Source organism: Runella sp. MFBS21 (assembly GCF_029433105.1).
GTDB lineage: Bacteria > Bacteroidota > Bacteroidia > Cytophagales > Spirosomataceae > Runella.
Genome location: NZ_JARNTW010000008.1, coordinates 1 through 25,024, shown reverse-complemented (window position 1 = coordinate 25,024; position 25,024 = coordinate 1). Strand labels below are relative to the sequence as shown.

Annotated in this window: 15 protein-coding genes, 1 other RNA gene and 1 pseudogene; 10 read left to right on the top strand and 7 right to left on the bottom strand. The window is 40.0% G+C overall.

The genetic code is table 11. The features are described 5' to 3' along the window. Positions 1 to 57: 57 nt before the first annotated feature. Positions 58 to 2,412 carry a hypothetical protein gene (locus P1X15_RS16780; RefSeq protein ID WP_277339289.1) on the bottom strand — a complete coding sequence of 785 codons (2,355 nt, stop codon included), beginning with the start codon at positions 2,410 to 2,412 and terminating at the stop codon, positions 58 to 60. Further along, positions 2,369 to 4,891: a hypothetical protein gene (locus tag P1X15_RS16775; RefSeq protein ID WP_277339288.1), complete on the bottom strand. Its 2,523-nt coding sequence runs from the start codon at positions 4,889 to 4,891 to the stop codon at positions 2,369 to 2,371. Before P1X15_RS16775 ends, P1X15_RS16780 begins: the two co-directional genes overlap by 44 nt. Positions 4,892 to 5,053: 162 nt before the next feature. Between P1X15_RS16775 and P1X15_RS16770 the strand changes: the two genes are divergently transcribed. Further along, positions 5,054 to 6,043: a chromophore lyase CpcT/CpeT gene (locus P1X15_RS16770; protein WP_277339287.1), complete on the top strand. Its 990-nt coding sequence runs from the start codon at positions 5,054 to 5,056 to the stop codon at positions 6,041 to 6,043. A 62-nt stretch (positions 6,044 to 6,105) separates the two neighbouring features. After that, positions 6,106 to 7,257: a cysteine desulfurase family protein gene (locus P1X15_RS16765; RefSeq protein WP_277339286.1), complete on the top strand. Its 1,152-nt coding sequence runs from the start codon at positions 6,106 to 6,108 to the stop codon at positions 7,255 to 7,257. Positions 7,258 to 7,262: 5 nt separating this feature from the next. Here P1X15_RS16765 and P1X15_RS16760 read toward each other — a convergent pair whose 3' ends face one another. Continuing rightward, positions 7,263 to 10,784, bottom strand: a complete 3,522-nt coding sequence (locus tag P1X15_RS16760; RefSeq protein WP_277339285.1) for a CotH kinase family protein — start codon at positions 10,782 to 10,784, stop codon at positions 7,263 to 7,265. Positions 10,785 to 10,942: 158 nt separating this feature from the next. On the opposite strand from P1X15_RS16760, the gene rbfA reads away from it, so the two are divergent. Then, positions 10,943 to 11,314, top strand: a complete 372-nt coding sequence (gene rbfA, locus P1X15_RS16755; protein WP_028665180.1) for a 30S ribosome-binding factor RbfA — start codon at positions 10,943 to 10,945, stop codon at positions 11,312 to 11,314. A 57-nt stretch (positions 11,315 to 11,371) separates the two neighbouring features. Next, positions 11,372 to 12,445, top strand: a complete 1,074-nt coding sequence (gene pheA, locus P1X15_RS16750; protein WP_277339284.1) for a prephenate dehydratase — start codon at positions 11,372 to 11,374, stop codon at positions 12,443 to 12,445. Between the two features lie 48 nt (positions 12,446 to 12,493). Here the strand turns inward: pheA and P1X15_RS16745 are convergent, their stop codons facing one another. Further along, entirely contained in the window at positions 12,494 to 13,363 is an 870-nt protein-coding gene (locus P1X15_RS16745; RefSeq protein WP_277339283.1) for a YitT family protein, read from the bottom strand. A 198-nt stretch (positions 13,364 to 13,561) separates the two neighbouring features. On the opposite strand from P1X15_RS16745, the pseudogene P1X15_RS16740 reads away from it, so the two are divergent. From P1X15_RS16740 to P1X15_RS16720, 5 genes and pseudogenes are all read left to right on the top strand, one after another. Continuing rightward, a pseudogene (locus tag P1X15_RS16740) lies at positions 13,562 to 13,906 on the top strand (tRNA-binding protein). Positions 13,907 to 13,991: 85 nt separating this feature from the next. Next, positions 13,992 to 15,641, top strand: coding sequence for a beta-N-acetylhexosaminidase (locus tag P1X15_RS16735; RefSeq protein WP_277339282.1), 1,650 nt, complete (start codon positions 13,992 to 13,994; stop codon positions 15,639 to 15,641). A 90-nt stretch (positions 15,642 to 15,731) separates the two neighbouring features. Further along, a complete protein-coding gene (locus P1X15_RS16730; RefSeq protein WP_277339281.1) occupies positions 15,732 to 17,195 on the top strand; it encodes a DUF4403 family protein in 1,464 nt (487 codons plus the stop codon). 95 nt (positions 17,196 to 17,290) lie between these two features. Then, an RNA gene (gene rnpB / locus P1X15_RS16725) (RNase P RNA component class A) lies at positions 17,291 to 17,699 on the top strand. 59 nt (positions 17,700 to 17,758) lie between these two features. Beyond that, positions 17,759 to 19,330: an OmpA family protein gene (locus P1X15_RS16720; protein ID WP_277339280.1), complete on the top strand. Its 1,572-nt coding sequence runs from the start codon at positions 17,759 to 17,761 to the stop codon at positions 19,328 to 19,330. 66 nt (positions 19,331 to 19,396) lie between these two features. Here P1X15_RS16720 and P1X15_RS16715 read toward each other — a convergent pair whose 3' ends face one another. Then, a complete protein-coding gene (locus P1X15_RS16715; RefSeq protein WP_277339279.1) occupies positions 19,397 to 20,173 on the bottom strand; it encodes a metallophosphoesterase in 777 nt (258 codons plus the stop codon). 95 nt (positions 20,174 to 20,268) lie between these two features. Between P1X15_RS16715 and P1X15_RS16710 the strand changes: the two genes are divergently transcribed. Further along, positions 20,269 to 22,113: a tetratricopeptide repeat protein gene (locus P1X15_RS16710; RefSeq protein WP_277339278.1), complete on the top strand. Its 1,845-nt coding sequence runs from the start codon at positions 20,269 to 20,271 to the stop codon at positions 22,111 to 22,113. Here the strand turns inward: P1X15_RS16710 and P1X15_RS16705 are convergent, their stop codons facing one another. Together P1X15_RS16705 and P1X15_RS16700 are read right to left on the bottom strand one after the other, a co-directional pair. Continuing rightward, positions 22,114 to 23,409, bottom strand: coding sequence for a DoxX family protein (locus P1X15_RS16705; RefSeq protein ID WP_277339277.1), 1,296 nt, complete (start codon positions 23,407 to 23,409; stop codon positions 22,114 to 22,116). It abuts the gene before it with no gap. Positions 23,410 to 23,526: 117 nt separating this feature from the next. Then, on the bottom strand, positions 23,527 to 24,786 hold the full coding sequence (locus P1X15_RS16700) for a hypothetical protein (protein WP_277339276.1): 1,260 nt from the start codon (positions 24,784 to 24,786) through the stop codon (positions 23,527 to 23,529). Positions 24,787 to 25,024 lie beyond the last annotated feature (238 nt).

Genomic DNA, 25,024 nt, shown 5'->3' with positions numbered 1-25,024 from the left:
TTTAGTTGTTCTGTTTTTTTACCTTTTTTGAAGTAATCAGCTAGGGAGCTAAAAATTTTATTTGCGATTGACATAATATCGATACGTAGCACATTCTTCCAAGACTTCACGGGTATATTGAGCGTCGGGATATTGTTGTTTGAGAACTAGGAAGTAGCTGTGCAAACGCTGTCTGAGTTCTTGGTTCATTTTTTTTGTAAAGGCAGCTTGTTCTGAAGCGGAGTATCCTATTTTTTCGCTCGCGGCAGCTTCATAAACGGCAAAAGCATTGCGTTGGCAAAGTGCTCCGCCATAAGCCGCTTTAGCCGAAAGCTCAGGAGCTTTTGATAGGGCTATAGCTTTGTCGAAATAAGATTTGGCTTTGCTAGCCACATAATAATCATCTTGTGACAAATCTCTCTTAGGATACATGTATTGATACTCGCTACTGCTGCGTTGCCGATTGGAGAGAATCCAGCTATTGCCCCAATATCCCATATTATACGCACCACAGCCCAAAAGATAAGCTGCTTGGGCATCTCCTTGTTTCATTTGGGCTTCCAGTTCGGCCATACGTTTCGCAAATTGGTAAGGAGTTATTGCAGGATTGGCCTTTTGGCCATTATCAGGGGTCAAATAAAAAGGATTTTGGTCTAGATAAGTTGCAAAAGGCTCTTGTTTCCAAGTTTGAACAGGAATTTTTTCAAATGCATTAGCCGCTAAAATATATTCGTGCAAACCTAAATGTTTACGCCCAATCAGAAGATTGATTTGATCTTGATGTACTCCTGAAAGTTGGAGGAGTTTTTTATCAAAATTAGTCAAATTGGGTGCTTGAATGTACTTCAACACTTCTTGAAGCAGTTCAATAGAGGTACTGTCTTCAATAGCATAGCGGTCGGTATTTGTCGCAAAGCTAACAGAGTACCCTTCGGGCGTTGTGGGACGTGCTTGCCAGCTTGCTGCTATATCAAACAAAAACGCTTTGGCGAGATATGTTTTGGGAATATCGGTTGATTTGCTACTACAACCAGAAAGCCAACCTGCTTTTTTTTCAGAATCAATTGGTTGACCTCGGTACATTTTGGCCAGTAAATCACAAGCACGTGTGTAGGCATTGACCACCCTAAAATTATTTGATTTCGTAAATCCTTCAAGCATACCAATAGCTTGATTTTCAAACTCAGGCGTAATTTTGTCTTGTTTTGCAATCAACAACAGCATTGTTTGCACTTCGATTTGTTGCTTCAAAAAAGTATTGGAGGTCTGCATTGATTTGGCTTTTTCCAAAGCTTTGGAGGCTTGCTCATAATCCTTATTGATATAGGAAATGTACGAATTGGCAGTGTTCCAAAAAGCGGAGGATGAAAGAGCGGGATTTTGGGCACATTGGGCGGTAAAATCGCCTAGTTGTTCAAAATAGGTTTTACTTTCTTTTTGGCGTTCTTGGTACGCTGTTGTATCTTCTACATAAGGAACAGGATTGAGGGTATAGTATTCGTTTTTATTGATTTCACGCGCTGTAATAAGTTCTAGTAATTTATTTTTAGGATTAAGCTCAACAATTTTTTTCAAGAAAGGTAATCCATCTTCTAAAGGTTGAATGGCACAAAGAGCATATACCGCTGCTTTTTCGGCATCGTTTTGACAATAACTAAGGGCTTTTTCTTGGAAAGTAATCCCTTTGATACGAAGGCTCAAATCTGCTTCTTTACGGCGTGAAGGACAGCGCTCAAATACTTGCGCAAATTCGTAAATTGCTCTAGCTGTGTCGCCTAAAGCCAAGCTTGCTCCGGCTTTGCGACTGTAAGCCCAATCGCTGATGAAAGTTTTGTTTTTGAGTGGTTTTATAAAGCGTTCGTAGAGCTTGAGGCATTCTTCTGGCTTTTGTAAAATCATCGCGAGTTTGACCGCCTGAAACCCGTACCTTTCTTTTAAAAAATCATCTGGAGCGTTTTGAGCTTGCGCTTGGACTTGCATATATGCTTGTTGTAAAACTAGGGAATCACGCTGGGTCTCATCCCACGAATAGAGGGCTGGGGTATACGCTTGGTCGATTTTTCGAGCCAATTGGAGATAATTGACGGCGGATTTGTTGCCTTTGAGGAGCAAACGCTGCGATAAAACATCGGTTTTGTTTTCTCCGTAAAAATAGTGGTATGCTATCTCTTCCGATACATTGGCGTATTGGGCCCACGCTTGCGAATTGAGCGTCGGCGCCACCTCTAAAGTGTCTTCGTATTCTGACAAATACAAGAACTGTTGCGTATAATTATAGCGGTTATCACCTGCGTGACTCTCGGCACTTTCGGGCATAAAGTAGCTCGTAAATTCATTTAAATCAGCTGGTCCACCTGCACAAGCAAGTAAGATTAGAATAGCGATGATTTTAGCGGAAGGCTCGAAAAACTTGAAAAAGCGATTGTTTTTCATAAAAAGAAAGGTTCAAAGAATCTAAATGGTAAAACGCAAAAGTAACTTCAGAATTTTGTATTTCTTCAGCAAGTAATCTACTACTTATTATGAGGTCTTCAGGGTGACATTCTTCAATTCGTAAAATATCCCCCTGACGAATGGCTATACCCCAAGCATGGGTGTTTTTGAGAGCAACGTACTGATGAGGATATTGAGATTTTTTTAAGAAAACAGTATTCTCTAATTCTTTGGTAGTGAGGTGATTGATGAAGGAAATAAACTTTCCGTTTCGATACACTATTCCCCAACGAAAAATAGGAAGCACTACATCTAAAGGCAATGGATAGTCGGAGATATAATCAGCATATCGGTGAGCTACATCGAGGTCTAGAATAGAATTGGGAGCATTGGGAGTTTTCCAGTTGCCCATGTTGTAGTACATCAACATGCCTTTTGCAATGGGAGGTACACCTGTAGTTCGATAAAACTTAATTTGGTGTAGACGAATCGTCGCCGACAAGGTAATAGGTTTTGTGGAAAGCCCAGATTGAGTAAGTTTTTTCTTCAATACCAAAAGAAGTTTAAAGTATTTAGACTTGGTGGTAAGCGACCAGTCACAGTCAATTTGTACTTCGTCCACCCCAAAGCTTTGCCTTTGAGCATGGGATATTTGTGAGATTTTAGTAGCTATATTTTCTCCCAATTCATCGATACCCCCCCAAGTTAGGTTTTCGAGGCTGCGATTAGTAATAAATACCGTAGGCACAATTGAAACGGGAGGGGATTCTGCAAAAGAAATAACCGCTTTAGGAATGGCTTGCTTGCTAACACCATCCCAATCCACATCAAAAAATTTGACGTAAAGCTTATCGATTTTATGATTTAACAATGCTTGTTTTTCAAAAGAAGATAATTTAAAAGTAGATTTCCAGTAATAAAATGCCTTCGAGATGACTTTAGGCTTAGTAGGTTGGGAGGGGGCAAAGGAGTGCATATAAATAGACTGGGGACGCCCTAAGTATTGGGCTACTACGTCAAACTGCCCGTTATGGTATCGGTCGAGGTAATGGATGGTGTAAGGGGTAAAATCACTTATTTTTTTATCGACAATAGTTGTGTAGGGCTCAGAAGTGAACCAGCGCAAGTGCTGTTTGAATGGAATAAGCACACAAAAACATACAAGTCCTATCGAAAACAGACGCTCCCATGCAAGGCCATTTAAAGCTCTTGGAATGAGGTATTTTGCTACAAACCAGCATACAACTAACGTAGGAGCTAAGCAAGCACGTCGAGCCAAATCATTGAAAAAACCATAACGATAGAATGCTAAAATAGTAAGCACGATCAATGCCAGTGATAGAAGTTTTGTATCTAATTTAGAAACCAAATTTTTCTTAAAAAGATAAAATCCTATCAAACCCCAAATTCCTACTTCCAAGGCCAAAAAAACGAAAAGTAAAAGATAATCATGAGAGGATTTTAGAAAATTCCACCACCAGCCGTGCTGGGTAAAAATGGGAAAATGACCGGCATAAAAAATCAATATCGGCAACGCCGTCAGAACGATACTTACAAGTGCAAAAGCTGAGCGTTTGGTTGTTTTGAGGGAGAAGGTATTGGAAGAAATTACCATAAAACCTACAAACGGAACAAGCCCTAAAGTGGCTAGAGGTGACCAATATAAGCCACTTATAAGTAGTAAGCAGGCTAGTAAAAAAGCCGCGTTTGACAAAGTTTTTTGGCCTACGGGAAGTAGAGTTTTTAATAATAATCCTATGCCAAGCCATGAGAACAGAGAGTGTTGAGGTGCTGCTATGAATGATTCTACATGACTTGGAAACATCAGCCCCCCTGGAGTTTGGATGAGTTCTATGGTGTGGTCATTGCGCCATAAGTCTACAATCGACGCTTTAAGAGAGGCCGATGATTTGAAAATCTCTACTAGCCACAAAATCCCTTCGGGGCTATTGAAAAACAAAAATAAAAGTAGCAGACGCGTGCCACCCAGCTCTTGTAAAAGCCTGAAAACAAGAAATAACCCTAGCCAAGTCCAAACAAAAAAATAATAAGACGCCCAAGATATACCACCCGTCCATTTGGCTAGGAGTGTAGGCACTAAATAGTAGGCATGATAATAAGCTAAGTAGGTTTGGTCATGATAAACAACCGGCCATGAGTACCGGATTAAGTTGTTTATCAGTAAATTGTGTTTGAAATAATCGAAATGCTGGGGCCTAAATCCTCCTACACCACTCAGGTATGTCCAACCAAAAGATAGTATCAAACATACCAAAACTGACTTAAAAAATAGGATGCCTTGTGGACTTTTAAAATATAAGAAACTACGAGAATAGGAAAGCTTGAAAGAGGGGAAAGTTACTGCCAATAAGCCTCCTAAGATAGCAGTACAAGGCAATGCTATCCACCATTCAAACCACCCCCACCAAAACAAGCAAATAGGCAAAAAAAGATAAAGTAAGACGGCGGTAGTAATCATGGAGATTTTAGGAAAGATTGCAATGAGTGTCCCAAGTTATGGATTGAAAAGAAATATATAAAACATTGTTTTCTTTCAAAGACTAATCCATTTGATAAATCTTTGGACTATTAAAAGAACTTTTTGCGTAATATTGCACCCTTGAAATCCTATAAAACGCTCATGAAAGATTCAAAAAAACACGCCTTCGTTAGTATCCTATTGTTGTTGCTTAATATGCAAAGTTTTGGGCAGGCAGCCTCTTCTCTGAAAGATGATTTAAAATCAATGACTGCCTTGCTCAAAGGGGAATTCGATAATTTTCAACAATTTGTTAGAGAAATTGATACTAAAGCACCAAATCGGCATCGTCGTACACATATTGTTTTTTCGCCAATTCAAGCCCCTACACTTGGCGAAAATGTATTTTATGTGAAGCATTATTATGACAATAATCCCAATCAGATTTATCAATGGATTTATGTTTTCAAAGAAGACCCGGCTGAAAAAGCAATACGTTTAGATAAGTATACTTTTAAAGTCGATTCTGCTTATGTCAATTTGAATCAGAAGCCCGATAAAATCAAAACATTGACATTTGATAAACTCGAAAATACAAAAGGATGTGCGGTCTATTGGCGTCGCAATGGGGATAAGTTTGTGGGATATATGAAAGATAAAGCCTGTCTGATGGAGTCAAAGAAAGATAAGAAAAAGTTCTACATGACCGATAGCCTCCTCTTATCTAAAAATGATTTTTGGTTTCGTGAAGAAGGGTTTGACGAAGCTGGAAAACGTTTGTTTGGCCCTACGGATAAAGTATATCATCAACTCAAGCGTTGCGAGGTCTATGTTGGATGGTGGCGACTCAAAAAAGAAGGCACTGAAGATAAATATGATCTTAATCGACAGGTTTATTTACACGATCAAGGTGGCCGTTTGCGATTGATTGATGCTGAAAAGAAACCTACCAAATACACGGTTGAATTGTCTAAAGTGATTTTTGGAAAAGACTTAGAGGTATTAAAGTTGGCATTGTACGAAGACGGCAAAAACGAAGCACTGGATTTTGCTTGGACTTCTTCCAATGCAGGTATGATAGGAATGAATGTAAAGTGGTTTCAGTCAAGTTTTGCTAAATTACCGCCGCCTGCATCAACTAATAATAAGTAATTGATTGGATTTGTACATGTAGAATTGAGTCGTTATTTTCGTTCAAAAATAACGACTTTTTTATGCGCTTGCCTGTATATCTTGATTACAATGCTACCACTCCTGTAGATAGTCGAGTGTTGGAGACGATGCTTCCGTGGTTTAGTGAGCATTTTGGAAATGCTGCAAGTCGAACGCATTTATATGGATGGACTGCCGAAGAAGCAGTAACAAATGCACGTAAACAAGTTGCAAAGTTTCTGAATGTAAATCCCAAAGAAGTGGTTTTTACGAGTGGGGCTACTGAGGCTAATAATTTGGCTATCAAAGGGTTGTTTGAAAAAAAATCAGTTCGAGGAAAACACATCATTACCGTTGCTACTGAGCATAAGGCTATATTGGACACTTGCCATCATTTGGAAGAATGGGGGGCCGAAGTCACTTATCTTGTTCCGTCTTCTGACGGTCTCATTAGTCTTCAGCAATTGGCCAATGTTCTTCGAAAAGATACGATATTGGTTTCGGTGATGTATGCCAACAACGAAATTGGCGTGATTCAGCCCATTCGTGAGATGGCTACTTTGGCTCATTCGGTGGGAGCAGTATTTCATAGTGATGCCACACAGGCCGTGGGCAAAGTAACCGTCGATATGCACTCTGACGGCATTGATTTATTGAGTTTATCAGCCCACAAGCTATATGGCCCCAAAGGAATAGGAGCACTAATAGTAAAACAGGGTATTGAAATCAGTCAGCAGCTAGATGGCGGTGGGCACGAGCGAGGGCGCCGCTCTGGTACGCTCAATGTGCCTGGAATTGTAGGTTTGGGGAAAGCGTGTGAAATAGCACAAAAGGAGATGAAATCCGAATCGGAGAGGTTGAAGCTTTTACGCGATCGCCTCGAACAAGGGATTTTGTCCCAAGTCCCGCATACGTTTGTCAATGGTAATATAGCTGCTCGTTTGCCTCATTTGACCAATATTTGTTTTGAAGATGTAGACGGCGAAAATTTACTTTTGAGCCTCAAGGATGTGGCGGTATCGACCGGCTCAGCTTGTACGTCGGCTTCGGTTTTACCTTCTTATGTGTTAAAGGTATTAGGCCTTACCGACGATCAAGCTTATGCTTCACTGCGTTTGAGTTTGGGGCGATTTACAACCGACGACGAAATCACCTTTGCACTTCAACATATCAAAGAGGTTGTCGAACAAATGCGCGTGGGTAGTTTGATGTAAGTTGGTTAGAATCCAATACTCGAAAACTTACCATTGTTTCGGCGCCATAGCGAATAGTCTTTGGCGTTGACTTCACCGTCTAGGTTCATGTCAGCGGCAGTGTATACTCCAAATTTCCCGTTTTCCCCAAGCCAAATGGCATTGTCTCGGGCGTTGATTTCAGAAAAAGCTCCTTTTTGGACGTCTCCTGCAAGTAGGCAGTAAAAGTTTCCCACCTTGGTTTGTCCTGATGAGGGAGCATTGGGAGGGATGAAGGATTGCTGACTTGTAAAATCATATGATATTTTGCCACCCGTGATACCTACTGCTTCATGCGATACTACACCGATATGATTGCGATGCTCTACCACTACATAAAACTTATGGCTTGCATCAAAAGAAGGGCAGCCAGATTGGGGACGGATGGTGCCATTTTGGTGTATGAGAGCGGCTGTTTTGAACACTGTAGTAACTTCATCCAAAGGAGAAGTACGGAGTGATACCAGTACCCAATCGACTACGTCACTTGGATATGATTCTACTTTTTCGGAGCCATTGTATAGCCATAGTCCTTTGGAATAAGGTTGTCCACTAGGGGTTTTAGCAGCAAAAGCGCTGCTTGGAGTTTGCCCAGGAAGTAGCCCTTGCTTATTGAGTATATTGGTCATGCTTGAGCCATTCATGGCTCCTTCCAAAAATGCTTTTATTTCTAAACATACACTAGAGGCAAGGGGCTCAAATACGCTAATGACTACCTCAGCTTTATCGCTTTCGCAATCGTTGACGGTTTGAGTTACATAATAATACACATCGCCAGTAGTAGTGGTAGAAGGTACGGGAGCGGTAGGACTACCATTGGTAGCAGCGGCGGTAGCATACCATTTTAGATTTTCTCCTTGGGCCGAAATTGGTTCTGCGTTGTCACCTTTGGTATAGCTGATGGTAGAAATGAGGGTGGGTTTGTCGGGTTTTGCTTTGATAAGAATTTCTATCTTGGCTTTTTCACTTTCGCATCCCCCCACTGTTTGAGATACAAAGTAGGCCAAGGTCGTAGCTTCATTAGTAGTGAGTAAAGGTGCTAAAGTATCGCCAGTACTACTAATATCGGAAGAGTACCATCGTAGACGGGTTCCTTGGGCGCTAAGGCTGCTTGGTACTTGCTGCTGACAATACGTTACATTTTCAACTTGGGGTGGAGTAGGCTTAGGGCTTATAGTAATCTCGATTTTCGACCTATCGCTTTCACACCCTTCAATAGTTTGTGTTACAAAATAGGTTAGCTTAGTACTTGATGATGTGACAAAAGTAGGAGTAGTACTTTCACCCGTACCCCCTGTTTCGAAGGCATACCATTTTAGTTCAGTGCCTTGAGCCGTGAGGGGATTGGGATTTTGGCCCTCGCAATATCCAACGTCAGAAACCTCAGGACGGCTAGGTTTTGCTTTTATATTAACCGCTATTTCTGCGCGATTACTCTCGCAACCATTGGTATTTTGAGTTACAAAAAAAGACAGCAATTGGGCTTTTTCGGTGGATGGTACAGGTGGAGTAGTAGTATTGGATTCACTCTGTATAGATGTATACCATCTTAGGTTCTCGCCAGAAGCGGTGAGAGGTGTCGCCGTATTTCCTTCACAATAGGCGTTATTAGTAACAGTTGGAAGGGTAGATTTTTCTTTAATAGTAACTTGGATTTCGGCTTTATTGCTTTCACAGCCGTCTATAGTTTGTGATACAAAATACGAAACTAAACCCGCAGTCGTGGTAGCAGGGATAGGCGCAGTGGTCTCTGCGCTACTACCTGTAGCCGAAGTATACCATTTAAGTTGAAGCCCTTCGGCACTCAAAGCAAGAGGGGATTGGTCTTGGCAGTATTCGACATGAACAACTGTGGGCGCCTGAGGTACGGCATTGATAGTGACGTCCAATTTTGCTTTTGGGCTTTCACATCCTTGAGGCGTTGTTTGGGTTACGTAATAGGAAGCTGTCCCCAAAGTTTCAGTAGAAGGAGTAGGGGCGAGGGTACTTCCTTCGGTGGCGTCGGCGGAGGTATACCATTTGAGGTCGGTTCCTACGGCAGTAAGTGGATTACTATTTTGACCTTGACAGTAGCTAACATTAGCGATAGCAGGAGCTGATACGTTAGAGCAATCTATACCTAAAGCCCCGATTTTGTCTATGTTGGTGTCTAACCATTGGAGGCGTTGTTCGGTCCAGTTTTTAAACCAATCTACTTCTTCTTTAAACGTGTTGCCGACGAAATAATTAGGCCATATCCACTCACCCAAAATGGGCCAACGCTGAAAGTTACGTACCTGTGATTCGGACAGTAGCTCCTCATTGTATCTAATAAAGGTATTGATGTAGTCATTGGTCCAATAGTTGGTACGGAGTTCTTTCCAGCGGTCTCTTACTTTAATACAAAAATCCCTATCTTCTAGCAGCCTTGCCCACCAAAAAGGTACTTGCTTGTCGTCATTGGGACAAAACTCCCTGACAAAATCATAAGCCCAGTGGTTGGTTTCCCAACCTTGACAAAAATTAGCATTACCGTATCCGTGGTCATAATCCCACGGAGCCCCCATTTTGATTTTGGGATTGCGGCTATCACGGTCTTTATGCATAAAAATACTGAGCCTAAAGGCGTCGATATTGTAAGTAAGTTCGGTCAAGAGGAAGTAGTCAACAAATGAATTAACATCGATGTATTTGCCATAGCCGTTGACGGGATCTTTAAATTGAGAGGACTTGAGGGTATTTTCAAATTCAGTGAAATGATTTTTGATGTAATTGTATTGTGCCTCAGTAATATTGGTTTGTTTGGGGTATTCAATCATCACGTTAATTTCCGTGTTGTGATTACCGGGATAAGGTGATTTCCAAGAAGCGTTGCCAGTGCCAGTATTTTTATCGATTTTAAGAATATATCCTCCGGTCACTTCGTCGCCGCTATTATCTGTCTCTTTGAGAGAGGCGATATTGATTCGGTTGGCATCGCGTTTGATTTTTTCCATGACAATATACACCCCCTTGTAGTCGTCATCTACCACCAATTCTACATAGCGGGTACGAGTGGCATACATACCGATTTGATTGGATAAATGGTACGTAAGTACATCCCGCATGAGCGACTTGTCGGTGTAGCTAGCGTTTAGTATCCAATCGCTCTCAGGGGGCATTCCTAGGATAGAAGCCTTAACGCTTTTGGTTGAGCCAGCGTTTTCTCTTGTTTCAAAACCATATGGCTTTTTAGGAAAAAATTGGGAAGCAGAGCCTCGAAATTCAATACCTATGGTGCCGTCATAGTTATTAAAAGGGTCGGGTTGGTTGTTGTTTTGGGAGTTGCGATAGTAGTTGCGATTGCCGGAGCCATTGTCAATCACACCCATATGCACATTTACTTTGGTTTCATCAATGATAGTTTGTCCTTGGGTATTGATAACAACAATGGGCAAATTCGAAGATTCAAAGTGCTGGGCTTGGGTTTGGAGGGCAATGCTTACACTACCCAAAATACCAATAAACGTTGAGAGGTAGGCTTTGTACATGGTAGAAGATTATGCTTATTTAATGCTTTTCATGCTGTATCCAAAAACCGTACCAAATTAGATGAATAGAATTTCGTACCTTTGTATCCGATAAAGAGTACATAAAAATATTGAGGACCAAGATATTTTGGGAATGTACTATAAAATGGGAATTCACTATGGAATCTAAAAGACAACAGAAAGTAGCTCGGCAAATCCAAAAAGACCTGAGTGATATTTTTCAAAAAGAAGGGCGAACTTGGTTTGACAATGCTTTTATTACTGTCACCATTGTCAGGATGTCTCCTGACTTAGCCATTGCACGTGTATACCTGAGTTTTTTAGTGACAAAAAACAAAGGGCTTCTTCTCGAACAAATCCAAGAACGCAATAAACAAATTCGTCAATTACTGGGTCAGCGTATTCGTCATCAGTTGAGAATTGTACCAGAGTTGCATTTTTACCTTGATGATACTGCTGAGTATGCTGCCAAAATGGATGCGCTCTTTGCGGGGATTACCATTCCTCCCGCTCCCGAAGAAGAAAACTAGTAGCTTATATTGTGCAGTGGGGCGTCGGCTTTGCTGCACAATCATTTATTAAAAAACATGAATTTAGAAGACATTAGACGCGAAATCGATACCCTCGACGACCAATTGTTGCTCTTACTTAATCGCCGAATGGAATGGGTTCATAAAGTAGGAGAACTCAAACGTGCTACCAAAACGGTCATCTACCGTCCCGAAAGGGAGAAGTTTATTCTGGATCGTGTCAAAAAACTCAATAAAGGTCCTCTTTCTTCTGAAGCGATTGAAGCTATCTACTTAGAGATATTTGCCGCAGCGCGCAATATCGAGCTTCCTGAGCGTATTGCTTACTTAGGCCCAGAAGGAAGTTTTACGCACCAAGCAGCCGAAAGTCGTTTTGGAGCGATGAGCGAATACATGACGCTTCCCACTATAAAGTCTGTATTTGAGGCAGTTGCCACGGGGCGAGCCAAGTTTGGGGTAATTCCTATCGAAAACAATCAAGAGGGAATTGTGTATGAAACGGTAGACTTGCTCAATGAAACTTCCGTCAATATCGCTGCTGAACTCAAAATCCCTGTACACTTTGCGCTTGCTACTGAGTGTGAAAACCCTTCTAAAATCAAGCGGATTTACTCAAAAGATATTGCATTTAGACAATGCCGTGGTTTTCTGAACAAATACTTTGAACAAACACAGCCCGAAGAGATTCAGGTAGAATCTACTTCAAAGGCGGCTAAATTGGCCTCCGAAGATCCTGAGAGTGCTGCTATTTGTTCGGTGATTGCCGCTCGTTTGTTTAGTCTTCCTACGCTTTTTGACAATATCGAAGACAATGGTAACAATCGTACTCGCTTCTTTATTTTGGCAAAAGACTTTGTAAATCAGCCTAGTGAAGATGACAAAACCACCATCATCGCCCGCTTACCTGACACCGACAAACCAGGGATATTGGCGAGCTTTTTGCAAGATTTTAAACGAGCTAATATCAACCTTACCAAAATCGAAAGCCGACCTTACAAAGGAAGTGAAGATTTCAACTTTTGGTTTTTTATTGAATTAGAAGGGTATTTTAAAAACGAAAACGTACAAAAAGTTTTTAAAAAACATAAAAACTACATCAAGTGGCTTGGTAGCTATGTGCGTAATGCCTAAGGCAATCCAATCAACATGGCAAGGCTTCACACCTTGCCATGTTGGTTTTCAATGCAATGCCCGCTGTTTGACTATTCCTCCTCGGGTATCATCTACTCCATGTTGTACAATAAAAGCTTGAGGATCAATATGAGCGATTTCGTCTCTTAGTCTACTTACCTCAAGTCTTGTAACGACCGAATACAACACGTTTTGTTTTTTGGTCGAACCACGCTTTCCATATCCTTTTTCGCTGTTAAGCACTGTGACTCCTCTTTTGAGTTTTTCGGTAATCATTTGGTGAATCTCCTCGTGTTTTTCTGAGACAATAATTACCGCAGTATATTCTTCTAATCCATGCACTATAAAATCAATCGTTTTGGCAGCAGCAAAATAAGTCAAGATAGAATAAAGTGCCACATTGACGCCTAAAAAGTAAGCGGCAGCAGTAAAAATAACGATGTTGAAAAGTAAAATAACATCACCTACTCTAAGCCATGAAATCCTACGAGTAATAAGCACTGCGGCGATTTCGGTTCCGTCCAATACCGCCCCTCCCCGCATCGCTAGGCCAATCCCTGCTCCAATGAAGAACCCTCCAAAGATGGCAGTAAGGAGTGGGTCAGGGGTTACATCTGGATAATGCATAAGCGACAAACAAATGGCTAACCCGGCGATGGCAATGCAGCTTTTTATAGCAAAAATCAGGCTGATTTGACGATATCCAATGAAGATGAAGGGGATATTGATGATAGGAATCAAAATGGCTAAAGGAATGTTGAAAAGGCTAGAAATTAGCATTGAGATTCCCGTTACACCCCCATCGATAAAATGACTTGATAGTAAAAATCCTTTGAGACCCATACCTGCACTTAACACACCAGCTGTTACTAAAAGAGTGTCTTTCAGAAGGTTTTTCCAAGAAAATACATTACTCATAGCTTAAATTATTAGTTAGCCGTTTAATAGTTGTCTGAGAATCAAAAAAAGTAAGCAGCCTCTCCTAAAAATACTGAAAAAAGGAGACAAACATATATTCTTAAGGTGTTATTTTGAGGCTTCTAATAAAAGCAACAGGCTTAGAAGGCTTAAAAGTGCCTTGTATTGAGATTTTTCCTTTACTAAAAAAATAACTCCATGACAGACAGCATTATCGCTTGGCAAGATTTTGAAAAAGTAGGACTTTATGCGGGTACTATCGTGCAAGTGGAAGAATTTCCGAAAGCGCGAAAACCCGCCTAGAAAATCTGGGTAGATTTAGGGACGCATCTTGGAATCAAAAAAACTTCAGCGCAAGTCACGAAGTTATATTCAAAAGAAGAACTTTTGGGTAAACAGGTGCTTTGTGTTACTAATTTCCCCCCAAAACAAGTAGCTGATTTTATGTCGGAAGTTTTAGTAACAGGCTTTGCTTTGCCAGAAGGTGAGGTGGTATTGGCTCAGCCTGACCGCCCTGTGCCCAATGGAACGAGATTGGCATAATTTACAATTTTGTTTAGTATTAATTAACTTTTTAATTTTATAGTAAATTATTTTATTATGTTTGTATTAAATAATAAATAATTTTATGAAAAAGACCCTTTTCTTATTTTTACTACTCACAAGTTTTTTACCCCTTTTGGGACAAAATAGCTATTCACTTTTGCCCAAACCCGTTCGATTAGAGGCAAAGACGGGAGTGTTTGTATTGGGAGCCAAGCCCATTATAGCAGTAGCGAGTACCGATCCAGCACTTCGGCGGATGGCCGAAAGTCTAGCGGGGCAGATAGGCCTTGTTAGTGGGCGTGACACCAAGGTATTTGCCGGAAATTTTAGGGTCAAAGACGGCATCAATTTTGTCGTTAGCAAAGACGTCAAACTAGGAGAAGAAGGATATTTTTTAGAAGTATCTCCCAAACGGATTGTCATCACTGCTGAGAATCCCAAAGGCTTTTTTTATGGCCTACAAACCCTCAAACAACTGATGCCTGCTGCTATTTTTGGTTCGGCAAAGGCCGACAATGTCACTTGGACTGTACCTTGTTGCTATATAGAAGACCAGCCTCGCTATGCTTATCGGGGTTTGATGCTAGATGTAGCGCGGCATTATTATCCCGTGAGTTTTATCAAAAAGTACATTGATTTGCTGGCACTTCATAAGATGAACACGTTTCACTGGCATCTCACTGATGATCAAGGATGGCGTATCGAAATCAAAAAATATCCTAAGTTAACAGAGGTAGGTTCGAAGCGAAAAGAAACAATGCTTGGGCATTACAACGATCACAAATACGATGCAAAACCTTACGGTGGTTTTTATACGCAAGAAGAAATCAAAGAAGTAATCAAATATGCACAAGAACGTTTTGTGACGGTGGTGCCTGAAATCGAAATGCCGGGTCATGCCTTAGCTGCGTTGGCAGCATATCCTCAATACGGCAACAATCCCGATAAAATCTACCAAGTGGCCACTACTTGGGGTGTGCACGAGAATGTGTTTGCTCCTAGAGAAGAAACATTTCGCTTTTTGGAAGATATTCTGACCGAAGTAATTGATTTGTTTCCCAGTCCTTATATTCATATCGGTGGAGATGAATGTCCAAAAATACAATGGCAGGAAAGTCGTTTTTGTCAAGATTTAATCAAGAAAGAAGGACTCAAAGACGAGCATGAATTGCAAAGCTATTTTATCCGTCGAATCGATAAGTTTATTACTGCTAAGGGGCGCAAGATGATTGGATGGGATGAGATTTTGGAGGGAGGAATTTCGCCCAACGCTACCATTATGAGCTGGCGTGGTACCCAAGGAGGAATCGATGCTGTCAAACAAAATCATGATGCTATCATGACGCCTACGCAGTTTTGTTATTTGGATCATTATCAGGCTGACCCCAAAACTCAGCCTATTGCGATTGGTGGATTTTTACCCCTTGACAAAACTTATTCTTATGACCCTACCCCAGAGAGTTTTAATGCTCAAGAATCAAAGCATATTTTGGGAGTACAAGGCAATGTATGGACCGAATATATGCCAACCGCCGAATACGTAGAGTATATGACATATCCTAGGGGAATTGCCTTAGCAGAAGTAGGCTGGACACCTAAAAACCTCAAAAACTTCGATGATTTTAAACAACGCTTAGAAGTACACAAACAACGCCTTGACTACCTCAATGTAAATTATTTTGGTGCTCCTATCAACAATAAATTTACGTATCGTTGGCCTTTGAAAAAATAGCAATCGTACTTATACCTTAATATTTAAGAAGGACTTGTGGAGTTGTTTTAATAACTTTGCGAGTCCTTCATTTGTTATTATAAAATATCCATGCATCTGAATAAAATTTTGGGCTCCCGTGGTTTTTTGAAGACCAAATGGTCTGGTTTTCCTAGTGCATTGGGAATATTGATAGGTAGTTTTTGGATGATTTCTTGTGGGGGATCTTCCATTACTACCCAGCCGAAAGCGCCTTTAGAGGCATATAAATATACAAATATGCAAATTCAGAACGAAAAACATAGGTCTGTCGTGCAGGTACCCGTCGATATATCGATTGCTGACGTGACAAAACATTTGAATGCTCAAGTTCAAGGACTTATCTATGAAGACAATAGTTTTGAAGATGGGAATCAAGATAACTTCAAAGCAAAGGTCTGGAAAAGAGGGCCTATAGTGGCCGATGCTCGCGATTCTTTATTGTTTTATACGGTACCCCTAAAAATTTGGGCTGAAAAAGGATACAAGGTGCTCGGCATAGGTGGCTCACAAGCCACCGAATTTCAGATAAACCTTAAGTTTATGACATGTTTTGGGGTAGATGCTGATTGGAAAGTCAATACGCAAACTGCCTCAGCGGGATTTGACTGGGTAAGCAAACCTAGTATTAAAGTTGCGGGGGTTGAGGTGCCTATAACTGGTATTGTGAGTAGATTGATTAATGAAAACCTCGCAAAAATTTCACAGGCAATTGACGACAATATCCGCCAAAATATTTCTATCAAGCCATATGTACTTCAGGCATGGAATTTGATACGTGAGCCTCGGCTTTTGTCGGAAGAGTATCGCACTTGGCTGCTCATCACGCCTACTGATATTTTGATGAGTCCTTTTAAAATTCAGAATGGTAAAATCAGTGCTACCGTGGGGATTAAAGGGTTTACTCAAACTTATACGGGCGAAAAACCAGTGACCAAGCCAGCACTCAATATTCCACCGTTGATTGTCACGAATGATATCCCGCAAGGATTCCAGATAGGGTTGATAGGGACTTTGCCTTACGAAGAGGCTTCTAAACTTGCCGCATCGCAGTTTGTAGGAAAAACTTTTGATTTTAAAGAAGGAAAATACAAAATTGAGGTGACCAGCGTCGATATTTATGGTCAAAATGAAAAGTTGATTATCAAAGCAGGACTTAAAGGAAGTATCAATGGGGTGATTTATCTGAAAGGTACGCCTTTTTATGATGCTTCAACTAAGCTTTTATCGCTCAAAAATGTTGATTATGACCTCAATACCCATAGTGTTCTCGTAAAAACGGCCAATTGGTTGTTGCAAGGACGATTTGCCAAACAAATTGAACAGCAGTTTGTCTTTCCAGTAGGTACTCAAGTAGAAGAAGCCCAAAAAGCCATTAGACAACAGCTTACTAGTCGCAAAGTAACAAAAGGCGTAAATTTAAGTGGGCATTTGGAGGGACTTGAACCTGACCAAGTCTACTTGACTCCCTCAGCCATAGTAGCTTTGATAGTAGCCAAAGGTCAAGTAGAGGTCAAAATAGACGGCCTCCTTTAAGTCAAAAATGGGGGTTGATTTATGGTTTTTACGATTTTTTTCTTTTTATTTGATTTTTAATGACAACAAGTATTTTTAGCTTTGTGCCCAATAGCGTAACCAAGCCGTCTTATCGTTCTGATTTGGGGTTTAACCAAAGCAGGAAGGAAAGTCCGGACAGCGTAGAGTACCGTACTTCCTAACGGGAAGGCAAACAGCTGGAGACGGCTGTTTGACAGCAAGTGCAACAGAAAATATACTACCACTTTACTATTGTAAGTGGAAAAGGTGAAAAGGTAGGGTAAGAGCCTACCGCTCGTTTGGTGACAAATGAGGCATGGTAAACCTTACGGGCTGAAAGACCAAATAAGTACTGATTGTGGGGTTACTCGCTCCAACGCCCTACAAAGGCTGTCAGTATGGGTAGGTTGATAGATTTCGACGGTGACGTCGAAACCAGATAAATGATAAGAGTCTCGGTATATATCGGGAAAACAGAATCCGGCTTATAGGCTTGATACGCTATTTAAATAAATTATTTATATTATTATAATACCCCTTGCAGTAAATAACGCTCATTGCCCATGAAAAAAATCAACTTACTGTCCACTCTATTAATTGTGTCATTGGCATTAACGAAAGTTGATGCACAGGCTCCTGCCCCTAAAAGTGCAGGGTATGAAGGCCCAAACAAATTGAATACATGGGCACTGACAATTACGCCAGCTCTTACGCAATTCTATGGTGACTTGCGCCAACACGATTTTAAATTGGGGCCAGAAGAACATCTAACGGGAGGTCTGGGTCTTGGTTTGCATAAGCAAATTACCCCTATTTTTGGGGCAAGCCTCAATTTCTGGACTGGTAACCTCAATGGGTCAAAAGAGCGTTTGTACAATGCTCATTTTGAAACGAAGGGCTTCTTACAATCTTCAATCAATGCTCATGCTAACCTAAAGCCTATTTTGTTTGGGTATAATAAGCTAAAGCGTTGGAAGTGGGATGTATATGTAGGCTATGGCTATATGTGGTACAATTCAAGGGTGTATCGCTTAGGCACTAACAAAAGCGTAGAATTGATTAGAACTAATACCAATGCCAGTTCTAAAACTGCTGGTGAATGGGAACGTGACGGATCTACTTACACCCGAGAAATTGTCTTCCCTATCGGATCTGCTATTCACTTTGAAGTATCTCCTCGTATTGATATAGGTTTAGACTTTACTCTAAATCACGTAAACTCTGAGAAATTAGATGTCACTTATGGTGGCGGAGGTGGTGAACAATACGCTCGTCAAGATATTTGGTTGTTTAACAAAGGGGATTCTAAACAAGACAAGTGGGGAAGTATTGGCTTGGGAATTACCTATAAAATTGGTAAAAGTGCGGTTATGGCTAAAAAAGATGCCAAAGGCAATTGGGTACATGATCCCGCCAAAGGTCGCTACCACTTGCGCTATACCAATCCTTTGGACTTGATTGCACCGCCTTACAACCCAACCATGAACGATGCCGACTCAATTGCAAAAGCAAACATGCCTAAGCCGGTTGATCCTCGTTTGTATACCGACTCTGACGGTGACGGTGTGGCGGACCTTTTTGATAAAGAACCTAGCACCCCTGCTAACAGTATTGTGTCGGGAGGTGGAGTTGCGATGGATCTTGAAAAATATATCAAAGATATTATTGCTAAAAATCTTCCAAAAGAAGAATGTGAAGCCATGTTCGGTAATATCGAATTTGATACCGATAAGGCCATTATTAAAGATCCTTCACAGCAAATTTTGAAACAAGTAATTGATTTGCTCAACTTGCGTCCAAACTGCCGTGCCGTCATCATCGGCCACACAGATGCACGTGCTTCTGACAATTACAATATTCAACTTTCAAAACGTCGTGTAGAAGCAGCTAAACGTTATATGATTCGCAATGGTATGCAAGACCCTAGTCGTATCATGGTAGAATACTACGGTGAGCTTCGTCCTATTTCTGATAATAAATCGGCTGTAGGAATGAGTCGTAACCGTCGTGTGGAGATTCGGATTCTTCCAATGAATGATTTGCGCTCACCATATCCTGCTGGTTTCCGTACAGGACGTAAAAAAGACCAAGAGCCGGGCAAAGTAGCAAAAGAGCCTAGAAAACGTAGAAACTAGGTATATAGCATAGCTTACAACAAGCATTAATCGCCGTTTATCGCACTGATAGACGGCGATTTGTTTTTAAGGAATTTCGAAAAAAAGCGCTTCGTCAAAACTCCCGTGCTCACCGTACTTGCAATAGCCCAATTGATTGGTTAGTAAGGTAGTCGAGCCAATTTTAAAAGAAGGAATGTGGGCATGACTATGACCGTATATCCAATAGGTGGGTTGTTTTTCTAAAATTAGTGCATCAAGATTACTGGCAAAACCTTGCTCCAATAAACTGCCTTTGTGCTTGGGATGTACACAACTTAAAGAAGGTAAATGATGGCTCACTACTACAGTGGGAATATCAGACTCAGAAGGAAGAGCTTTCACCAGAAAGTCAACGGAAGGCTTGTGTAGTCTCTGGGTGTATATAGCCGTAGTGAGCTTGCGGCCTTGATAATTGATAAGCTGGAAATCACTCATGTTTTTTTCAATATAAAGGCCTTCTAATTCGTTGATATGAGACCACAAGGTGGTGAAAACCAGTCGAATGCCCCGGTAAATAGTGGAAAAGTTATTTACCAAATGAATGTTTTTGGTGACGTTTAAACACAACGGTTTGTCTAATATGGATACATCCCAGCTTCGATAAAACTCATGGTTGCCACATATCCAAAATACTTTTTCAAACTGCTTAGAGAGTTGTTTGAAGAAGAGTTTTTCTACATTTCGGGTTTTGAAATAAGATAAATTGGTGATATCACCCGCCAAAATAAGTATCTCTCCCGAAGGCTTAATAGGATAATGGGTTAAGAATTGGATATTTTCGGCAAATTCAAAATGTAAATCAGAGCAGTATTGTATTTTCATAAAAAGGATTGGGTATTACCATTAACTAAATGAGGCTAGGTAGGCTGTAATAAATTTAAGAAATTAGCTCATAAAATCCATTTTGCAAGCTCTATATGTTTTATCGCTTAGTAATTTTTACAATCATTGGTTTTGCGGTAGCAGAAAAGGTATTTGGCCAAAACAAAATGGTTGATAGCCTCAAGCATTGGTTGGCAGTTCACCCTACGCAAGATAGTATGAGGGTGGTTACTCTACATAGGCTTTCGTATCGATTATCCGAAATAGATCAACCCTCTGCATGGCGTTATGCCAATGAAGCCAATCAGCTTGCCAAAAAACTAAACAACAACATTAGTTTAGGACAAAGTATAATCAACTATGCCATCTTAGAGTCGCTGGAAGGGAATTATACCAAAGGGCAGGACTATTACCTTGCTGCACTCAAACTTTTTGAAGCCAGGGACTGGGATAGAGGCAAAGCTATATGCTATAACAATATCGCCGAAAATTATAAAAGTATGAACCAATTTGAAAAAGCATTGGAGTATACTTTTAAGGCTTTAAAGTTGAATATGGTTACCAATCAAGCACGAGGCATGGCTGTCAATCATGAGCAAATAGGTGATTTGTACCGCCGCATGGGGCATTATGAAGAGTCTTTGGCCTACCTCAAAAAAGGCTTGGTATTGGCTAAAGAGGCAGAAGAAAATTATCTGATTTTACCCCAAATTTTACTGGGAGTTGCCCGTAACTATAACGACCGACGGGAGTTTACGGTGGCATTGGAATATTTGGACGAAGCCATTGAAGAAAGCCAACGCTACGGTGAAAAACTACTTCAAATTCAATGTTATGAAGAAAAAGCCAACACTTATCGTCTCCAACAAGATTTTAACAAAGCCAAAGAATGGTATGAAGAGGCTTTAAGTATGGCGAAGTTGTATGGTTCGGCAGTAGAAATGGCTCGTATCAACCAAGAAATGGCTAGTCTGGCCGAAATGGAAGGTAATTATAAAGATGCACTTTCCTATTTTCAGACTTATAAGACTTTAAATGATTCGATTGAACGTAAAAAAAATGTAGTGAGGGCTGAGCTGATTGAGCTGAAATACACTGCTTTTGAGAAAGAAAAAGAAAACCAACTCTTGAAAGAAATCAAAGCCAAACAAGAAGCCGAACTTCATCAAAAAACCCTTTGGCTCGTAGCGCTGACTTTGGTAGTAATAACCCTTATGGGGATATTGGGTTATGCTTTTTATCGAAATCGTATCAAGGAAATCAGAGAGGCCCAGAGACTACAAGCTGAGACAATTTACCAAATGCAGGTGTCTGATAAAATCAGAACCCAAATTGCGCGGGATCTACATGATGATTTAGGGGCTACGTTGAGTGGTGTGGCGATGCTGAGCCAAGCTGCCAAAAAACAACTGGGGGATAAAGATTCTAAAATTAAAGAATTGCTCGATTTGATAAGTATCAATTCGCAACGTACCGTAGCCACAATTCGGGATATTATCTGGACGACGCGCCCTATGAACGATAGCCTGGAAAGTATTACCAATAAAATGAAAATCTTTGCCTCAGAAATGCTCGATCCTAAACATATTCGGTATGATTTTAGCGTGGCCGACGAATTGAATGGTTACAAATTGCCTTCTCATCAGCAATACAATTTTTATCTGATTTTCAAAGAAGCAATCAACAACGTGGCCAAATACGCCCACGCAAGTCATGTATGGATTGAAATTTTTACCCAAAACCAACAACTGCGCCTAAGAATCAAAGACGATGGTGTGGGCTTTGACAAGGAAGTAGGACAGGTCAGTGGCAATGGACTCTTTAATATGGAAAAGCGCGTGGAAGAATTAGACGGAACGCTAAAACTCCAAACGGCCCCCAACCAAGGTACTACCATTGACTTGGCTTTGCCTTTAGGGACTACTCAAATGGTGGCTTAGTTATTTGTTGAAAGGTGTTTCATTGACCCAATGAAAACCTCTTGAAGTGAGCAAAAATGGCTTTTTGATTTTTTGTAATTTCATACTTAGCGAATCATCCTTCCATTTTCCTTTTAAAAACAGCGTGCTAGAATCAGGCTGAGTATACGAAAATGGGTATTTTTTATCATCACCATACCATTCTTTCAAAGTAAAGCTATGTTTGGCTTGATTATATTCAAACCCAATCCTTTGTTGAAACCCTTGTGAGTTGGTGATAGAAATCATATCAAAGCTTCCTCGTCTATCTAAAAACACACGCTCCCAGCGAAGAGTATCGGTGGGAGATACGATTTGATTGTTTTTCTTAAAATCAACAACTTCATAGGGACCATACAGGGCCGATTGAGGACTTTCTTGATACTGCCAAGATTGATAGCCTTGCATACAACCCATAATGATATAGGAACCGATAAGAAGGGTTTTGAGTCCGAGTCTTCCCCATTTAAACCATTTTTTTGAAGAAAAAAGTGGGTAATCTCGGGCGGGAGTAGGCTGATTTAAAACAAAAAAATACATTAATCGCTTTATATCGGGGGCAATCAGGTAAAAAGCAGCGAGCAACAATTGTGAAGAAAAAATCTTTACGGGTACATCATAAAAGAAATTCAATATCACGACATTGCTCATCACCGCCACAATAATCAAACTTCCTAAAAGAGTGGTACGTCGGAAGAAAAGTAAAAAACCGCCAATGACTTCGCCCATACCCGTAAAAAACTGATACCCTTTCGAAAACGCCATGAATGTCCAGAGAAGACCCATAGGACTCATATCGCCTAATTGCTCAAAAAGGCGATAAGTAGTGATAGTGCCAAATTGGGAAAAAAACACCTTCGCAAAGCCATAACTTAGCATAGTAATCCCCAAATAGAAACGCAATAGAACGCAAAACCAATAATTGAATGAATGATAATGAGCACGTTTGCGGTCTGCAATGCTCCAGACGACTGTTCCAATAAAAGCAGTGCTGCTTATCAAAAATAGCTGTACCCAATTCCAAGTAGTATCTCCGCTGCCATTGGGTCTAATCGTAATTTTAGGAATGTTGAAAAATGTCCTTCCTGCCCAGTTGATAGTTGTATCCCAAATATGTTGGTAAAAATCCCCAATACTTCCCCCATGAAGGAAAAGGGAAAACAAAGCTTCAAATAACTGTGGAAAGAAGAAAAGAAAGAAAAAGCGAAAACCAATTTTTTCGAGAAGAGACCAAGAGGGAGTGAGAGGCGCAGTTTGGTGCATGATAGGCAAAGGCATTAGGTTAGGATATGAAATTTACGAAAAAATGGCTTGATATGTCATTTTTGAATAAAATTCATAAAAAAAGCGTCAGCCGATTTCAAATCAGCTGACGCTTTGGAAGGCAACTAGGCTTTACTCACGATAAGGTCCAGATTCCCTAAAATCGGGGATAATAATTGGTCGATACCCATTAGCCTTAAACTCTTTGAATTTGAGTTGGTTATAAGCTCGAAATCCTTCTTTGTCCTCAGGAATTTTATTTAAAAAGTCTTCAAATTCACTGTATTCACCAAATATCTGAGATATAAAAGGCTCAAAAGTATATTTGTGAAAGGGTTCATCATAAGGTTTAATTAGATTTTGCATGTACCAAGTATAATTTGAGTCTAAGAATTCTCTATATTTTTTACAACAATGCTTATTTAAAATTTCAGTATTTTCATAATTATTTTTTAGCAATGAATAAACTTCCTTTTCATTACTTCCAAAACTCTCTAAGTAACTGTCGAAAATTTTTTGATTGATATTGATAAGGGTTTCCTTCTCTAGTATCTTTGTTAAGCTAGTGTCTTGGATGTCTAGCAAATGGTTTTTAAGTAAATCTATGGTGACGTCAGATCGTAATAGATGAGTTTTTATTTCTTCCACTGGAAATAAGTTGCTTAATAAGAATTCTTCCAAAAATTTATTTATGTTAGTTCTAGTACCTGTATTTGAATGTTGATATTGAGTTGATATAAAAGAAGTTATAGCATTTCTTAGTGATTGGTGTTGGAAAGTAGTGGAAATGTTTTTGTTGCAAAAAATCAAGCTTTTCAAAAGGTTTTGAGAAATATTGTCAAAGTCTCTGTTTTTTTCTTTTCGAACAATTTCAATATAGTCATCTATTTTTTCTTTTTTGTCCTCAATTAGTTCTTGAAGCAATTCTGGATTTTCAGATGATTCTTTGAATTTTTTCATTGAAAAGGTTCCAAAAAGTTGATAGTTGAAATATAAGTAATGATTGTCTTTTTTTAACAAAGGTCGAGCTAAACGGGTTGATTTTTCTTTTCTTAATCCTCCTTCTAATCCACTGTGGTCGTATAGGAATGAAATTGCACATTTAATTTCTTCAAACGTATAGTCTAATTCTGATTCGTTAATTTGTTTCGTCATTTCATCAAAATTTTGTTCTGAAAATTTGATATAATAACCCGAAGGAGATTCTAGACAGCTTGAATAGGCTAATAAGTCATATACAAAAGTAGATTTAAATTTTATAAGCTCAAGAACAAAAACATCTTCAAAAAGTAACTCTTCTTTTACTAAGCTATATGTGATTTTTAGACTATTGATAAAACGCCGAATATCTCTAATATTTTTTAAAAATTTGTAAATTAGACTCGGGTGCATTGCAAATTGTCGTTTAAGTTAGTAATTTACATTCTTTTAATTATGACACGAGAAGAGTTACATAAACTAATAGATTCCGAGTACGATAAACTTGAATCTATGCCATTGGGGCACACATTGTACGATTTAGAAGTAAGGGTTGAAATGATCAAGCAGAAGGTTGGTCAAGCCCTGCTACAGAGCCAAAGCGGTGCGTGTAATGATCGTCGAAAAAAAAAAGATACTGACACGCAGCGGG

Coding starts and splice junctions, on each gene's coding strand:
- P1X15_RS16780 (WP_277339289.1), bottom strand. CDS start 2,412: ATGAAAAACAATCGCTTTTTCAAGTTTTTCGAGCCTTCCGCTAAAATC.
- P1X15_RS16775 (WP_277339288.1), bottom strand. CDS start 4,891: ATGATTACTACCGCCGTCTTACTTTATCTTTTTTTGCCTATTTGCTTG.
- P1X15_RS16770 (WP_277339287.1), top strand. CDS start 5,054: ATGAAAGATTCAAAAAAACACGCCTTCGTTAGTATCCTATTGTTGTTG.
- P1X15_RS16765 (WP_277339286.1), top strand. CDS start 6,106: ATGCGCTTGCCTGTATATCTTGATTACAATGCTACCACTCCTGTAGAT.
- P1X15_RS16760 (WP_277339285.1), bottom strand. CDS start 10,784: ATGTACAAAGCCTACCTCTCAACGTTTATTGGTATTTTGGGTAGTGTA.
- rbfA (WP_028665180.1), top strand. CDS start 10,943: ATGGAATCTAAAAGACAACAGAAAGTAGCTCGGCAAATCCAAAAAGAC.
- pheA (WP_277339284.1), top strand. CDS start 11,372: ATGAATTTAGAAGACATTAGACGCGAAATCGATACCCTCGACGACCAA.
- P1X15_RS16745 (WP_277339283.1), bottom strand. CDS start 13,363: ATGAGTAATGTATTTTCTTGGAAAAACCTTCTGAAAGACACTCTTTTA.
- P1X15_RS16735 (WP_277339282.1), top strand. CDS start 13,992: ATGAAAAAGACCCTTTTCTTATTTTTACTACTCACAAGTTTTTTACCC.
- P1X15_RS16730 (WP_277339281.1), top strand. CDS start 15,732: ATGCATCTGAATAAAATTTTGGGCTCCCGTGGTTTTTTGAAGACCAAA.
- P1X15_RS16720 (WP_277339280.1), top strand. CDS start 17,759: ATGAAAAAAATCAACTTACTGTCCACTCTATTAATTGTGTCATTGGCA.
- P1X15_RS16715 (WP_277339279.1), bottom strand. CDS start 20,173: ATGAAAATACAATACTGCTCTGATTTACATTTTGAATTTGCCGAAAAT.
- P1X15_RS16710 (WP_277339278.1), top strand. CDS start 20,269: ATGTTTTATCGCTTAGTAATTTTTACAATCATTGGTTTTGCGGTAGCA.
- P1X15_RS16705 (WP_277339277.1), bottom strand. CDS start 23,409: ATGCCTTTGCCTATCATGCACCAAACTGCGCCTCTCACTCCCTCTTGG.
- P1X15_RS16700 (WP_277339276.1), bottom strand. CDS start 24,786: ATGCACCCGAGTCTAATTTACAAATTTTTAAAAAATATTAGAGATATT.